Annotated in this window: 10 protein-coding genes; 3 read left to right on the forward strand and 7 right to left on the reverse strand. The window is 72.7% G+C overall.

The window, feature by feature from the left end:
* Positions 1-174: 174 nt before the first annotated feature.
* From miv_RS20280 to miv_RS20290, 3 genes are all read right to left on the reverse strand, one after another.
* The gene (locus tag miv_RS20280; protein ID WP_048461367.1) at positions 175-1,521 is read right to left on the reverse strand and encodes an MFS family transporter; all 1,347 of its coding nucleotides are present in this window, start codon (positions 1,519-1,521) and stop codon (positions 175-177) included.
* Positions 1,522-1,806: 285 nt separating this feature from the next.
* Positions 1,807-3,153, reverse strand: coding sequence for an ABC transporter substrate-binding protein (locus tag miv_RS20285; protein ID WP_207178526.1), 1,347 nt, complete (start codon positions 3,151-3,153; stop codon positions 1,807-1,809).
* Positions 3,154-3,242: 89 nt separating this feature from the next.
* Positions 3,243-6,572 (reverse strand): ATP-binding protein, encoded by a 3,330-nt coding sequence (locus miv_RS20290; RefSeq protein ID WP_244748619.1) that lies wholly within the window; start codon positions 6,570-6,572, stop codon positions 3,243-3,245.
* 276 nt (positions 6,573-6,848) lie between these two features.
* Here miv_RS20290 and miv_RS20295 point away from each other — a divergent pair, with 276 nt between their 5' ends.
* Positions 6,849-7,370 carry a phasin gene (locus miv_RS20295; protein WP_207178528.1) on the forward strand — a complete coding sequence of 174 codons (522 nt, stop codon included), beginning with the start codon at positions 6,849-6,851 and terminating at the stop codon, positions 7,368-7,370.
* 94 nt (positions 7,371-7,464) lie between these two features.
* Here the strand turns inward: miv_RS20295 and miv_RS20300 are convergent, their stop codons facing one another.
* From miv_RS20300 to miv_RS20310, 3 genes are all read right to left on the reverse strand, one after another.
* Complete coding sequence (locus miv_RS20300) at positions 7,465-7,695, reverse strand: tautomerase family protein (protein WP_207178530.1); 231 nt, start codon at positions 7,693-7,695, stop codon at positions 7,465-7,467.
* Positions 7,696-7,713: 18 nt separating this feature from the next.
* Entirely contained in the window at positions 7,714-8,112 is a 399-nt protein-coding gene (locus tag miv_RS20305) for a (R)-mandelonitrile lyase (protein WP_207178532.1), read from the reverse strand.
* Positions 8,113-8,191: 79 nt separating this feature from the next.
* The gene (locus tag miv_RS20310; RefSeq protein ID WP_244748620.1) at positions 8,192-9,664 is read right to left on the reverse strand and encodes an amino acid permease; all 1,473 of its coding nucleotides are present in this window, start codon (positions 9,662-9,664) and stop codon (positions 8,192-8,194) included.
* 208 nt (positions 9,665-9,872) lie between these two features.
* On the opposite strand from miv_RS20310, the gene miv_RS20315 reads away from it, so the two are divergent.
* Positions 9,873-10,169 carry a ribbon-helix-helix domain-containing protein gene (locus miv_RS20315; RefSeq protein ID WP_207178534.1) on the forward strand — a complete coding sequence of 99 codons (297 nt, stop codon included), beginning with the start codon at positions 9,873-9,875 and terminating at the stop codon, positions 10,167-10,169.
* 4 nt (positions 10,170-10,173) lie between these two features.
* Here the strand turns inward: miv_RS20315 and miv_RS20320 are convergent, their stop codons facing one another.
* Positions 10,174-11,811, reverse strand: coding sequence for a GMC family oxidoreductase (locus tag miv_RS20320; RefSeq protein WP_207178536.1), 1,638 nt, complete (start codon positions 11,809-11,811; stop codon positions 10,174-10,176).
* Between the two features lie 108 nt (positions 11,812-11,919).
* Between miv_RS20320 and miv_RS20325 the strand changes: the two genes are divergently transcribed.
* A complete protein-coding gene (locus tag miv_RS20325; RefSeq protein WP_207178538.1) occupies positions 11,920-13,482 on the forward strand; it encodes a tannase/feruloyl esterase family alpha/beta hydrolase in 1,563 nt (520 codons plus the stop codon).
* The last annotated feature ends 76 nt before the right edge of the window (positions 13,483-13,558 follow it).

Raw genomic sequence — 13,558 nt, forward strand, 5'->3', positions numbered from 1 at the left:
ACGGGCGCCACCTGGAGCAGCGTCGCGCTGCCCCTCTCCCGGCCTGCATCCGCAGGCCACCCTCCCCCGCAGAGGGGGAGGGGGCTTGCGCGGCGACCGTCGCTCCTGCGCCGGGTAACCTCGTGAGGTGGACTCGTCAGAGACGCATCGGCCCTGAACGAAGCAAAACCGAACTCACGCCGTCCCGTCGCCCTGCAGGTAGCCGGACTTGCGGCTGTCGGGCATCTGGAGCGAGACCAGGAACGCGATGGCGCACATCGCGGTCACGTACCAGAAGAAGGTGGTCTCGTAGCCGTATTCCTTGAACTTCAGCGCCACGAACTCCGCCGAGCCGCCGAAGATCGCGTTGGCGATGGCGTAGGACAGGCCGACGCCGAGCGCCCGCACCTCGGCCGGGAACATCTCGGCTTTCACGAGCCCGCTGATCGAGGTGTAGAACGAGACGCATAGCAGCGCGGCGGTGATCAGCCCGTAGGCCATGACCGGGCTCTGCGCATCGCCGATCGCGTGCATCAGCGGCACCGTCAGCAGGGTGGTGAGCCCGCCGAACAGCAGCATCGAGGTCTTGCGGCCGAACTTGTCGGCGAACATGCCGAAGAAGGGTTGCGCCACCATGTAGGTGAACAGCACCGCCGTCATCACCAGGTTGGCGGTCTTCTTGTCCATGTGCGCGGTGTTCACCAGGTACTTCTGCATGTACGTGGTGAAGGTGTAGAAGATCAGCGAGCCGCCGGCGGTGTAGCCGAGCACGGTGACGAAGGCGCGGCGATGGTTGCGCCAGATCGAGGCCATGCTGCCGGCCTCCCGCGAGGTGCGGGTCTCGGCGGTCGAGGTCTCGTGCAGCGAGCGCCGCAGGTAGAGGGCGACCACGGCGGCCGCGGCCCCGATGAAGAACGGGATGCGCCAGCCCCAGGCGGTCATCGCCTTGTCGTCGAGGCCGAGCGTCACCAGCACCACGACGAGCGAGGCCAGGAGCTGGCCGCCGATGAGAGTCACGTACTGGAACGAGCCGTAGAAGCCGCGCTTCCCCTTCAGCGCCACCTCGCTCATGTAGGTCGCCGAGGTGCCGTACTCGCCGCCGACCGACAGGCCCTGCGCCATGCGGGCGAAGAGCAGCAGGATCGGCGCGAAGATGCCGATCTGGGCGTAGGTCGGCAGGATCGCGATGACGAGCGAGCCGGCGCACATCATCATGACCGAGATCAGCATCGAGGTCTTGCGGCCGTAGCGGTCGGCGACGCGGCCGAACAGCCAGCCGCCGATCGGCCGCATCAGGAAGCCGATGGCGAACACCGCCGCGGTGTTGATGAGCTGCACCGTCGGGTCGGCGCCGGGGAAGAACACGTCCTTGAAGTAGATCGCCGTGAAGGCGTAGGCGTAGAAATCGTACCACTCGACGAGGTTGCCCGACGACGAGCCGATGATGGCCTTGATGCGGGCCTTGTTGTCGTAGGCCGCGATGGTCGGGTTCGGCGAGGCGAGGCTGTCGGCGGCGGGCCGGCTCTGGGCGCTGGATGTCATCGCGGGTTCGGTCTCCTCCCGGAGGTGGGATTCTGGCGGCGCGACGGGGCCGCGGGCCCGCGCGTCGTGCAACGCACTAGGAGAATGCCGGGCCGGGGTACAGCCCCCGCAGCGCACCTATCCGGTGTTTTCGATACCCCCGGCCCGGATGCCCCAAGGATAAAGCCGCTCGATGCGGTCGCCACTCGATGTTGTGGCCAGGGGATCATGACGGAACGAAGTTGCCGGAAACCGAGGGGAATCAGTCGGGCAGTTTTTCGCAATGCAGCATGCTTGCGAAAACTCTCACGGCGTTCCGGCGCAGCTTGCCCGGCCGGCCGTGCCCGCCGTGCCGGTCTCGCCGGCGACGCGCTCGGCATGGGCCGCTGCGGCGGCGTCGAGATGCGGCGCCAGCTGCGCCTGCGGCGGTGGGATCTCGTCGCCGACCTGGACCCAGCGGGCACCGGTCCATTCCTGTACGGTGGCCGGGCGGTGGCCGCTGTGGTCGGCGCAGGTGAGGCGCAGGCGCCGGGCGAAGCCGACGAGGCCGAGCTCCTTCCAGCGCACCGGATCGAGGTCGATCGTCTCGAGGCCGCGGCGCATCTCGGTGCCGTCGATCCGCTTGCGGCCGGCGAGGCGCTGGGCGTTGCGGATGCCCTCGGCCAGGATCACTCCCGCATAGACGCCGCGGTTGTAGAGCGGGCCGGGCATCTCCTCCTTGGGCGTCTGCGACAGGCCGGCATCGACCACCAGGAGGTCGATCTGGTCGAAGGCCGGGAAGCTGTCGCCCGGTGCGTGCCAGGTGACGACGCGCAGGCCCTTGGCGGTGAGGTCGCGGGCGCCGGGGGCGGGGCGCAGCAGGTCGTCCTCGCCGGTCCAGCCGACCGTGACGACCCGGTTGAGCGGCAAGCCCGCCGCCGCGGCATCCCGCAGCGGCGTGCCGCCGAGGCCCGCCGTGGCGTCGAGGATCACGTAGTCGGGGTCGGCCGCCCGGGCGGCGCGCCACGGGTCGGTGCCGCCCGCCTCGGGGCTGTCGGGCAGCGCGTAGGCGCGGAAGGCGAGGCCGGCCTCCGCGGCGAGCGCCCGCATCACCGCCACCGGCTCGCGCCCGGCCGGGCTGTCCCGGTGCAGGTAGGCGAGGCTGCGGCCCTGCGGGCTGTCCTCGCTGCCGTCCTGGGCGAGGTGGGCCAGCGCGACGGCGAGGCCGTCCCACACCGTGGCGGGCGGCGCGAAGGCCCAGGGAAGCACGTCGCCGCGGGCCATCACGGCCGGGCCGTAGCCCGCGGCGACGAGGGGCATCCGGTCGGCGGCCAGCCGCGGCAGCAGCGCCAGGGCCGCGTCGGCGCTCGCCGGCACGAGGGCGATGCTGCCCCGCGCGGTCGCGGCCTCGTAGCAGGACAGCGCCCGGGCCGGCTCGCCCCCGGTCTCGCATTCCTCGACCGCGAGGGGGATGCCGCCGACCCCGCCGTCGCGCCGGCCGAGCATCGCGAGGTAATCGAACAATCCGTTGGCGAGGGGCGTGCCCGCGGCGGCGGCCGGGCCGGTGCGCTCGGTCAGCACGGTCAGCGGCAGGTCCTCGGCCGCGACGGCCCGGCCCGGCAGGGCGGCCAGCACGGCGAGGAGGACGGCGATGGCGGCGGGGCGGGGCGGCATGGCCGGGTCCTGGAATCGGGGAGCCCGACCCTACGCCCGGGCCCGGCCCGGCGATAGACCACCTGCGGGTGGCCCGCCCGACGGATCCGTCAGGCGTCGAGCACGCGGCCGGCCGGGAACAGCAGCTCGACGAGGGTGCCCTCGCCCTTGCGGCTGGTGATCCGCAGGGTGGCGCGGTTGGCCTCGACCAGGGCCTTGGTGAGCGGCAGGCCCAACCCCGTGCCGCCGCCGCGGCGGGTCTGGGCGGTGGCGACCTGGCGGAAGGGCTGGAGCGCGACCTCGACCTCCTCGGGGCTCATGCCGATCCCGGTGTCGCGCACCCGGAGCGCCACGCCGCCCCGGTCGGTCGTCGCCGTCGAGACGATCACCTGGCCGCCCGCATCGGTGAACTTGACCGCGTTCGAGATCACGTTGAGCACCGCTTGGCGCAGGGAGCGCTGGTCGGCCAGCACCGCCGGCAGGCCGGCGGCGAAGCTCGTGCGCATCACCACCCGCTGCCGGGCGGCCTGGGGCTGCATCAGGGCGACGGACGCCGCCACGAGGTCGTTGAGGGGAAGCCCCGCGAAGGCGAGATCGAGATGCCCGGCCTCGATCTTGGCGAGGTCGAGGAGGTCGTTGACGAGGCTGACGACGTGCTCGCCCGAGGCGCGGATGTCGCGCAGGTAGTCCCGGTAGCGCTCGCTGCCGACGGGGCCGAACTGTTCCTCCAGCATCACCTCGGCGAAACCGATGATGGCGTTGAGCGGCGTGCGGACCTCGTGGCTGATCGTGGCCAGGAAATCGGATTTCTGGGCGCTGGCGCGCTCGGCCTCGCGCCGGGCGCGGACCAGCTCGGCCTCGGTGCGCCGGAACGCCGAGACGTCGCGCAGCACGGCGGCGACGCGGCGCTGCGTCCCGGTCGCCACCGGCGCCAGGGTGAGGAGGACGGGCAGCGGGCCGTCGGGCCCCCGCGCCATCACCTCCTCGCCGGTGGTCGCGGTCTGGCCCGCGCTCGCCCGCAGGAGGGCGGCCTGGGCCGCCGGCCGGCATTCGGGCGCGAACAGGCCGAGCAGCGGCTCGCCCGCGACCTCGCGGGACTCGACGGCGAGCAGGTCGCGCGCGCCCCGGTTCATCCCGACGATGCGGCCCTCGTCGTCGAGCACCACCACGCCGTCGGTCACCGCGTCGAGGATCGCGGTGGTCTCGCGCAGATGCGCGTCGCGGTGGGCGAGATGGGCCTCCGCCGCCGCGAGGGACTGGGCCGGGTCCAGGTCGGGCAGCCGCCGGACGGTGAGGACGCTGGCGGGTGCCCCGTCCCACTCGACCACCGCGACGGCGACCCCGACCGGCACGCTGCCGCCGGCCCGGGTCGCGAGGACGGTCGGAGCGCCCTCACCGGCACCGGGCGTCGCCGCCGCCGGGTCGCGGCCGCGAAAGATCGCGGACGGGCCGCCGGCCGCCGCCAGGGCTTCGAGGCTGTCGTAATCCGCGAGCGCCAGGAGGTGGCGGTTGGCGAGCAGCACCTCGTCGCCGCGATGGACCAGGAGCCCGACCGGCAGCCGCTCGACGAGGCGCGCCAGCGCCGCCTCGGTGCCGCGCTCGGGCAGGCGGGCGAGGGCCTGAGCGCCGCGGAACGGCGTCACCGCTCCCCGGCCCGACAGCCCTTGCGGCGCCGGTCCGCCGCCGAGGCCGCCCTGGTCGCCGCCGAAGCGGGCGCCGAGCGCCCGGGCGATCTCGCGGAATGCCGCGTGCTCGTTGAGGGTGAGGGCGGCGGCATGCGGCGCCTCCTCGTCCTCCGACGATGCCTCACCCGTCGCCGCGTGCTCCGTCGCAGCCTGCCCTGGCGCCTGGGCCGGGTCCTCTCCCGCGGATTTCTCGTGCGGGGGATTCTCACCCGCAGGGTGCAGGGGCTCGGTGCCGTCCCGGCCGGGCATCGCCGCCGTCGGCGGGTCCTCGACGGGCACGGCCTCGGTGGAGGCGCGCGCGGCGTCCTCGTTCGAAGTGGCCTGCGCCGCCACCGCGTCGGATGCGCTTTCCTCCGGGAGCGGTGCCTGCGCCGGGCCGGCCTGCGGCGACGCCGCATCCCCGGCGATGTCATGGACGGTGCCCGCAGCGGGAATCTCGGGCGTCGGCGCCTCCGGAGGAAGCGCGGCCGGAGGCGTCGCGTCCCCCTCGCCGGGCTCGACCGGCGCATCCGTCGTCTCGCCGGAGGGCGCGACCGGGGCGCCCGGCCCGGGCGAGGCGGGGGCGGCCGCGGGTGCCGCGGTCGCCGCCCGGACGGACGGCTTGCCGGCAAAGCCCCAGCTCATCCCGAGCTGCGCGAACGGCACCGCCATCAGGCCGGCGAATTCCGCCATCGTGGCGCCGGCGATCGAGGCGAGGTCGGGCGCCTCGCCGGTGGCGTCGGGCACGGGATCGGGGGCCGCGACCGGGCGGGGCCGGACGGGGCCGGGGAGCGGCGCGTCCAGGGCCGGCACGTGGCGGCCGACGGCGATCACCGCGGCGGCGCGCTCGCGCAGGCTCGGGCGCGGCGGCTTCGGCGCCGCCGGCGCGGGCCGGTCGGCCGCCGGCACGATCCGCTCGGGATGGATGACGCCGAAGCCGCTGAAGCCCGCGAAGCTCCGGCCGGCGCCGAGCCGCGGCGCGCCCGACAGGTCGACCGCCACCGCCTGCCGGGTTCCGTCCAGGCGCCAGCGCACCGGCACGGCCCGGAAGGTGCGCGGCTGTGCGAGCGCCTCGGCGAGATCCGCCTCGGCCTCGACCGGCCCGGCGAGGAGCGTCTCCCAGCTCTGGCCGACCGGGGAGGCGCCGACGGTGTCGGACAGGTGTCCGGTCGCCTCGATCAGGACGCCGTGGGCGTCGCTGCGCCACAGGAAGCGCAGGCCCGGACCGGATGCGGGCCGCGGCTGCACCGGGGCGGCGTCGGCCGCGGGCGCCGGCAGATCGGATGCCGGAGCCTCGGGCGGGGGGGCGGGCGCCAGGACCGGCGCCGGGGCGACCTCCCGGATCGGGTTTTCCGGCGTGGCGGGCTCCTGCGCCGCCGCCCGGCGTCCGCGCCGCGCCGGCAGCGGATCGACGATCGCGACGGCGAGGCCGGTGGTCCCGTCGGGCAGGGCGGCCGGTAGGCAGGCGCAGAGCAGGGGCGGGGCGAGGCGGCCGGCGGCGAGGCGCAGGCGCGCGAGCCGCGGCTGCGCCGGGCCGTCGGGCCGGTTCGCCACCCCGCGCAATTGCCGCGCGAGGTCGAGGGCCGGATCGATCCGCCCCTGCGCGTCGGCGATCGTCTCGCGCAGGGAGTCCGCCGCCGGGGAGGCGTGGAGCACCCGCTCGGCGCCCGGATCGAGCAGCAGGAAGGCGCGATCGGGGCCGGCGATCCGCTGACCGAAGGCCGGATCGGCCCGCAGGGCCTCGATCGTCGTCTCGAAGAGCACGTCCCGACCCACTGCCTCTCCTTTGGCGCGCTGCGCCGCGCCGAACCCACGCGAGATCCGGACCGAAACCGACTTCCGCTTTAACGCAACTGGCATCGTCCCGCACCGGCACGAAATGCGCAGTCGTTGCGTTATCGTGGCGTCAACCTTAACGAACCCCGGAAAGGTGGCGTTTCACCCAAAGCGTGCTATTGTGCAGTGCACAATACGTGCCGGATCCCAAGCGAGCTGCGGCAAGGTTCCAAGCGTGCCGCGTCAAGGGCCGCATCAGAAAACGAGGAGACGAACATGACCCAGACCCCGAACTACGAGATTCCGACCGAGATGCGGGACTTCGCGGAGAAGAGCGTCGAGCAGGCCCGGAAGGCGTTCGATTCGTTCATCGGCGCGGCCCGCAAGACCTCCGACACCCTGCAGGGCTCGGCCGAGATGGCGCGCAACAACGCGCAGGACGTCTCGAGCCGCGGCTTCTCCTTCGCCGAGCAGAACGTGAACGCCGCGTTCGACCTCGCCCAGAAGCTCGTCCGCTCGCGCGACGTCCAGGAGGCGATGCAGCACCAGGCCGAGTTCGTGCGCAGCCAGTTCGCCGCGATGCAGAACCAGGCCCGCGAGTTCGGCGGCATCGCCCAGAGCGCGATGCAGCAGAGCGCCGAGAACGCCAAGCAGGCGATGCAGCAGGGGGCCGAGCACGCCCGCTCGGCCATGCAGCAGGGCGCCGACCAGGCCCGGCAGGCGATGCAGAAGGGCGCCGATGCGGCCCGCAGCGCCACCGACCAGGCCACCAACGCCGCCAAGGACGCCGCGTCCTAAGGCATGGCGCACGGGCTCGCTCCGGCGGGCCCCGGCACGTTCGGGCCGCGCTCCCCACGGGAGCGCGGCTTTTTTTATCAGGCGGCGGCCCCGATCAGGCCGGGGCGTAGCCGGGCTTCTTCAGGATCGTATCGGCCTTGGCGACGATGTCCGGCTCGTAGACGGTCGCGGTCCAGGCGCTCGGCTCGACATCCTCGACGCCGACCGAGACCGAGCCTTCGGAACAGCCGGTGGCGGTGATGAGCGCCTTCGTGACCTCGTCGGCGATGCGCTGCTTCTGCTCGTCGCTGCGGCCGGCATAGAGCTTGACGATGACGTGCGGCATGGAGCGTGGTCTCCTCGTTTAGCGGGCGCCGTACTCGGCATCGGTGACCGGCTCGAGCCAGGTCACGGCGCTGCCGTCGAGCTTCTCCTGGATGGCGATGTGGCTCATCCCGGTCGTCGCGCTCGCCCCGTGCCAGTGGCGCTCGCCGGGCTCGAACCACACCACGTCGCCGGGGCGGATCTCCTCGATCGCGCCGCCCTCGGTCTGGGCGAGGCCGAGGCCCGCGGTGACGATCAGCGTCTGGCCGAGGGGATGGGTGTGCCAGGCCGTGCGCGCCCCCGGCTCGAAGGTGACGTGGGCCCCGGCGACCCGGGCCGGCTCGCCCGGGCTCATCAGCGGGTCGATCCGCACCCGGCCGGTGAAGTACTCCGCGGATCCCGCCTGCGACGGACGGGACCCGCTCCGGTTGATCTCCATGTGCCCTCCTGGCGATGCTTCCCTGGCGTTCGGACCGGGATCTAGCGCGCTCCCGGCCCGCCCCGCCAGGGGAGGGGGATCAGCGCGCCGCGTCGCGGCCGACCCGGCTGTGGCGCCGGCCGTAGCCGAAATAGATCGCGAGCCCGATCGCCAGCCAGACCACCAGGCGCAGCCAGGTCTCGCCGTCGAGGGAGAGCATCATCGCGAGGCAGACCAGGATGCCGGCCGCCGGCACGACCGGCACCAGCGGCACCCGGTAGCCGCGCGGCTCGTTCGGATGGGTGCGCCGCATGATGACGACGCCCGCGCACACGATGATGAAGGCGAGCAGCGTGCCGATGCTGGTCATGTGACCGAGCGTGCTGATCGGGGTCAGGCCGCCGAGCAAGGCCGCGAACACCATGAAGAACAGGTTCGAGCGGTAGGGCGTGCGCCAGGTCGGATGGATCGCCGCGAAGAACTTCGGCAGCAGCCGGTCGTTCGCCATGGCGTAGAACACCCGCGACTGGCCGTAGAGCAGCACCAGCATCACGGTGGTGAAGCCCGCGATGACGCCGAGGGTCACCAGGGTCTGGAGCCAGGGGAACGGGGTCTGCTTGATCGCGGTCGCGACCGGGGCCGCGTCGCCCTTCATCGAGGCGTAGGGAACGAGGCCGGTGAGCACCGCCGCGAAGGCGATGTAGAGCACGGTGCAGATCGCGAGCGAGCCGAGGATGCCGACCATCATCGTGCGCTGCGGGTTCTTCACCTCCTGCGCCGCCGTCGAGACCGCGTCGAAGCCGATATAGGCGAAGAACACCACGCCGGCCGCCCGCATGATGCCGCTCCAGCCGTACTCGCCGAAGGTGCCGGTGTTCTCGGGGATGAACGGCACGTAGTTCTGCGCCTTGACGTAGAACAGGCCGACGCCGACCACGGCGAGCACCACCGCGACCTTGACCACGACGATCACGCTGTTGACCCGGGTCGATTCGCGCACGCCCCGCATCAGCAGCAGCGAGATCAGGCACAGGATCAGCACCGCCGGCAGGTTGACGAGGCCGTGCACGCTCGATCCGTCGGCGAGCTGCACGGTCTCGAACGGCGAGTGCAGGAGCCGCGGCGGCAGCGTGATGCCCCAGTCCTGGAGCAGGGTCGCGACGTATTTCGACCAGCTGACCGAGACCGTGGCGGCGCCGACCGCGTATTCGAGGACGAGGTCCCAGCCGATGATCCAGGCGACGAACTCGCCCATCGTGGCGTAGGCGTAGGTATAGGCGCTGCCCGAGACCGGGATCATGCTGGCGAGCTCGCTGTAGCACATGCCGGCGAGCGCGCAGCCGATGGCCGCGATGGCGAACGAGATCACCACCGCCGGGCCGGCATTCTCCGCCGCCGCGATGCCGGTGAGCGAAAACAGCCCGGCGCCGATGATCGCCCCGATGCCGAGCCCGATCAGGCTGAGCGGCCCGATGGTCCGTTCCAGGGCGTGGCCGCTGCCCTCGGCGTCCTGCCGCAGCCGGTCGATGGGCTTCGTGCGCATCAGCCCCTCCGTCATGCTCTCCTGCGCCATCCGTGTCCTCCCGCTCGGGTTTTGTTCTCAACGCAGCGTCAGCGAGGAAGCTGCACTTGTCGAGATCGCGAAGAAGGCCGGGCGAACCGACGACGGGCCGCGCCGGGAATCGCGGCCCCGCGATCGTCTCGTCCGCGACGCATCGGCGGCTTGCCGACCCGGCCTCCACCTCCCTACTCTCGGGGGAACAGAGACAGGAGGAGCCCCCATGTGCCGGATCTTCGCCGAGCAGACGCCGGAGCGCTATGCCTACGAGACGCGCTCGCTGCGGATCGGCGGGCACTGCACGTCGCTTCGCCTCGAGGCCGCGTTCTGGGCCATCCTGGAGGAGATCGCCCGCCAGGAGGGTCTCAGCGTCGCCAAATTCGCCACCAAGTTGCACGACGAGGTGCTGGAGCGCCACGGCGAGGTGCGCAACTTCGCCTCCCTGCTGCGCTGCTCCTGCCTGATCTATCTGTCCCAGGGGCGCCCGGCCGCGGCGCCGGTGCTGATCGCCGCGGAGTAGGGCCTCACCCGGCATCCTCCAGGATCATCGCGGCGCCCTTCTCGGCCAGCATGATCGTCGGCGAGTTGGTGTTGCCGGACGTGATGCGCGGCATCGCCGAGGCGTCGGCGACCCGCAAGCCCCGCACCCCGCGCACCCGCAGGCGCGCATCGAGCACGGCGCCGGCATCGTGGTCAGCCCCCATCCGGGCGGTGCCGACGGGATGGAAGATCGTGGTGCCGAGGTCGCCCGCCGCCTTCAGCAGGTCGGCGTCGCTGGCGATCGAGGGTCCGGGCAGGTGCTCTTCCGGCCGGTAGCGGGCGAGCGGCGCCTGGGCGACGATGCGGCGGGTCACCTTGAGCGAATCGACCGCCACCCGGCGGTCCTCCTCGGTCGAGAGGTAGTTGGGGCGGATCTCCGGGGGCGCCAGCGGGTCGGGGCTTGCCGCATGCACGCTGCCGCGGCTCGACGGGCGCAGGTTGCAGACGCTCGCCGTGAACGCCCCGAACCGGTGCAGGCCCTCGCCCCACTTGTCGAGGGAGAGCGGCTGGAAATGGTATTCGAGGTTCGCCGTGGCGTAGTCGGGCGAGGAGCGGGTGAACACCCCGACCTGGCTCGGCGCCATGGTGAGCGGTCCGGTGCGAAACAGCGCGTATTCGACGCCCATCCAGCCGCGCTTGATCAGGTTGGCGTATGTGAGGTTGAGGGTGGGCACCCCCGTCACCTTGTAGACCGGCCGGATCTGCAGATGGTCCTGCAGGTTCTCGCCGACGCCGGGCGCGTGATGCGCGACCCCGACCCCGAGTCCCCGGAGCCGGGTCCCGTCGCCGATGCCCGACAGTTCGAGGAGCTTCGGGGTCGCGACGGCGCCGGCCGACAGCACCACCTCGCCGTTCGCCCGGGCGAGGTAGCGCCGCCCGTCGCGCTCGAACGCCACCCCGACGGCGCGGCCGTCCTCGATCACCACCCGCTCGACGTGGATGCCGGTCTCGAGCCGGAGGTTCGGGCGGTGCAGCGCGGGTTTCAGGAAGCCGCGGGCGGCGCTCCAGCGCCGGCCCCGGCGCTGGTTGACCTGGAAATAGGACGAGCCTTCGTTGTCGCCGGTGTTGAAGTCCGGGATCTTCGGGATGCCGGCGGCCTCCGCCGCGTCGCGAATCGCGTCGAGGATCGCCCAGCGGATCCGCGGCGGCTCGACCCGCCACTCGCCGCCGGAGCGGTGGAAGCTGTTGGGCGGCGCGATGTGGTCCTCGTGCTTGAGGAAGTAGGGCAGCACGTCGTCCCAGCCCCAGCCCTCCAGGCCGAGCTGGCGCCAGCCGTCGTAATCGGCGGCCTGGCCGCGCATGTAGATCATCGCGTTGATGGCCGAGGAGCCGCCGATGACCTTGCCGCGCGGATAGGCGAGGCGGCGCCCGTTCAGGCCGGCCTCGTCCTGGGTGGTGAACAGCCAGTCCGCCCGCTTGTTGCCGATGGCGAAGAGGTAGCCGGCCGGGATGTGGAACCAGATCCAGTTGTCGCGCCCGCCCGCCTCCAGCACCAGCACCCGCCGACGGGAATCGGCCGACAGCCGGTTGGCGAGCACGCAGCCCGCCGAGCCCGCCCCGACCACGATGTAGTCGTAGGTGCCGAAATCCTCGAAACCACCGCCGGCCGTGGTGCCTGCCATCGTGCGTCCCGCCCTGATCTCTCGTTTTCTGGCGGCCGGTGTAGCGCATTCCCCTGGCGACGGCGCAAGGGGTTGCCGCTAAGCTCCCCGAAAAGCGGGGAGGGATCGATGCGGCGCAGCTTCGGAATCGTGGCGGGGCTCCTGACCGGGATCGCCGGCGGCCTGTCGACGGCCCCGGCCCTCGCCGGCGACTGCGCGGCGCTGGCGAACCTCAAGGTCGAGGCGGTGAACCTCCATTCCGCCGCCGAGGTCCCGGCCTCCGGCGACCTGCCGGCCTATTGCCGGGTGCTCGGCACGGTGCGGCCGGCGACCAGCTTCGAGGTGCGTCTGCCGCTGCAGGACTGGAACGGCAAGTATTACGGCACCGGCTGCGGCGGCTTCTGCGGCACCCTCCTGTCGGACGCGCCCGGCTTCACCAACGCGATGAATTACGGCCTGCGCCGGGGTTACGCCGCCTCGACCATGGATGGCGGCCACTGGGGCACCGGCTCGGCCGACGGGCGCTGGGCCGCCGGCGACCTCGTCGCCCGGATGGATTGGGGCCAGCGCGCCGTGACCGAGACCGCCCGGGTCAGCAAGGTGCTGGTGCGGGCCTTCTACGACCGGCCGCAGCAAAAGTCCTACTTCGCCGGCTGCTCCACCGGCGGCCGCATGGCGGCGATGGAGGCCCTGAGATACCCCAAGGACTTCGACGGGATCATCAGCGGGGCGCCCGCCCTCGACTATACCGGCCTCGTCGCCACGAGCTTCGCCTGGGTGGCGAAGGCCAATACCGGCCCGGACGGCAAGCCGATCCTGACGACGCCGCGGGCCAGGCTCGTGACGGAGGCGGTCGCCGCCGCCTGCGGGGCGAAGGAGACGGGCGGCCTCGTCGCCGATCCGCGGCACTGCACTTTCAAGCCGTCCTCGCTCCGCTGCACCGGCGCCACCTCGGAGACCTGCCTGACCGAGGCCGAGGTCGGGGTGCTGGAGAAGTGGTATGCCGGCCCGACCGACGCCTCCGGCCGCGCGCTCTATCCGGGCGGCATCCCGCTCGGCTCGGAGGCGCATTGGCCGCGCTGGCTTACGGGGTTGGGCAACGCGCCGGCGATCCTGCCGCTCTTCGCCGCCGACTTCCTGCGCTACATGGCGTTCTGGCCCTCGCCCGGGCCGGCCTACCGGGTCACGGATTTCGATTTTTCCGCCGATCCGGCCCGGCTGGCACCGCAGGCGCCGGTCTACAACGCCGCCACCTACGACCCGGCGAGCGCGACGGTACGCCCGGCCGCCGACCTCTCGGCGTTCCGCGAGGCCGGCGGCAAGCTCCTGATCTATCACGGCTGGGGCGATTCCCTGGTCACGCCGTTCATGACCGTCGCCTTCTACGAGGCGCTCGTCAAGGGAACCGCCGGAAAGGCGGACGGTCTCGCGGCGCTCAAGGACACCGCGCGCCTGTTCATGGTGCCGGGCATGGACCATTGCGGCATCGGCACCGAGGGGCCGGGCATCGCCGATACCGGGATCGATCCCCTGACCGCGCTCGAGCGCTGGGTCGAGACCGGCGAGGCGCCGCGCGTACTCGTGGCGACGAAGCGCGATGCCGGCGGGGCGGTCGCGTGGTCGCGCCCGGTCTGTGCCTATCCGGAGGTCCCGCGCGCCGAAGGAGCGGGCCTCGCCTGCGCGGCGCCGTGACCGGCGCGGCGCCGTGACCGGTGCGGCGCCGTGACCGGTGCGGATCGTGACGGGCCGCTCGCTTGCGGGCGATTCG

Source organism: Methylobacterium indicum, from assembly GCF_017347565.1.
Taxonomy (GTDB): Bacteria; Pseudomonadota; Alphaproteobacteria; order Rhizobiales; family Beijerinckiaceae; genus Methylobacterium; species Methylobacterium indicum.

Excerpts from the sequence above, each read along its gene's own strand:
- miv_RS20300 (WP_207178530.1), bottom strand. The coding sequence starts at position 7,695 with ATGCCGCACGTCATCGTCAAGCTCTATGCCGGCCGCAGCGACGAGCAG.
- miv_RS20295 (WP_207178528.1), top strand. The coding sequence starts at position 6,849 with ATGACCCAGACCCCGAACTACGAGATTCCGACCGAGATGCGGGACTTC.
- miv_RS20285 (WP_207178526.1), bottom strand. The coding sequence starts at position 3,153 with ATGCCGCCCCGCCCCGCCGCCATCGCCGTCCTCCTCGCCGTGCTGGCC.
- miv_RS20320 (WP_207178536.1), bottom strand. The coding sequence starts at position 11,811 with ATGGCAGGCACCACGGCCGGCGGTGGTTTCGAGGATTTCGGCACCTAC.
- miv_RS20305 (WP_207178532.1), bottom strand. The coding sequence starts at position 8,112 with ATGGAGATCAACCGGAGCGGGTCCCGTCCGTCGCAGGCGGGATCCGCG.
- miv_RS20280 (WP_048461367.1), bottom strand. The coding sequence starts at position 1,521 with ATGACATCCAGCGCCCAGAGCCGGCCCGCCGCCGACAGCCTCGCCTCG.
- miv_RS20325 (WP_207178538.1), top strand. The coding sequence starts at position 11,920 with ATGCGGCGCAGCTTCGGAATCGTGGCGGGGCTCCTGACCGGGATCGCC.
- miv_RS20315 (WP_207178534.1), top strand. The coding sequence starts at position 9,873 with ATGTGCCGGATCTTCGCCGAGCAGACGCCGGAGCGCTATGCCTACGAG.
- miv_RS20310 (WP_244748620.1), bottom strand. The coding sequence starts at position 9,664 with ATGGCGCAGGAGAGCATGACGGAGGGGCTGATGCGCACGAAGCCCATC.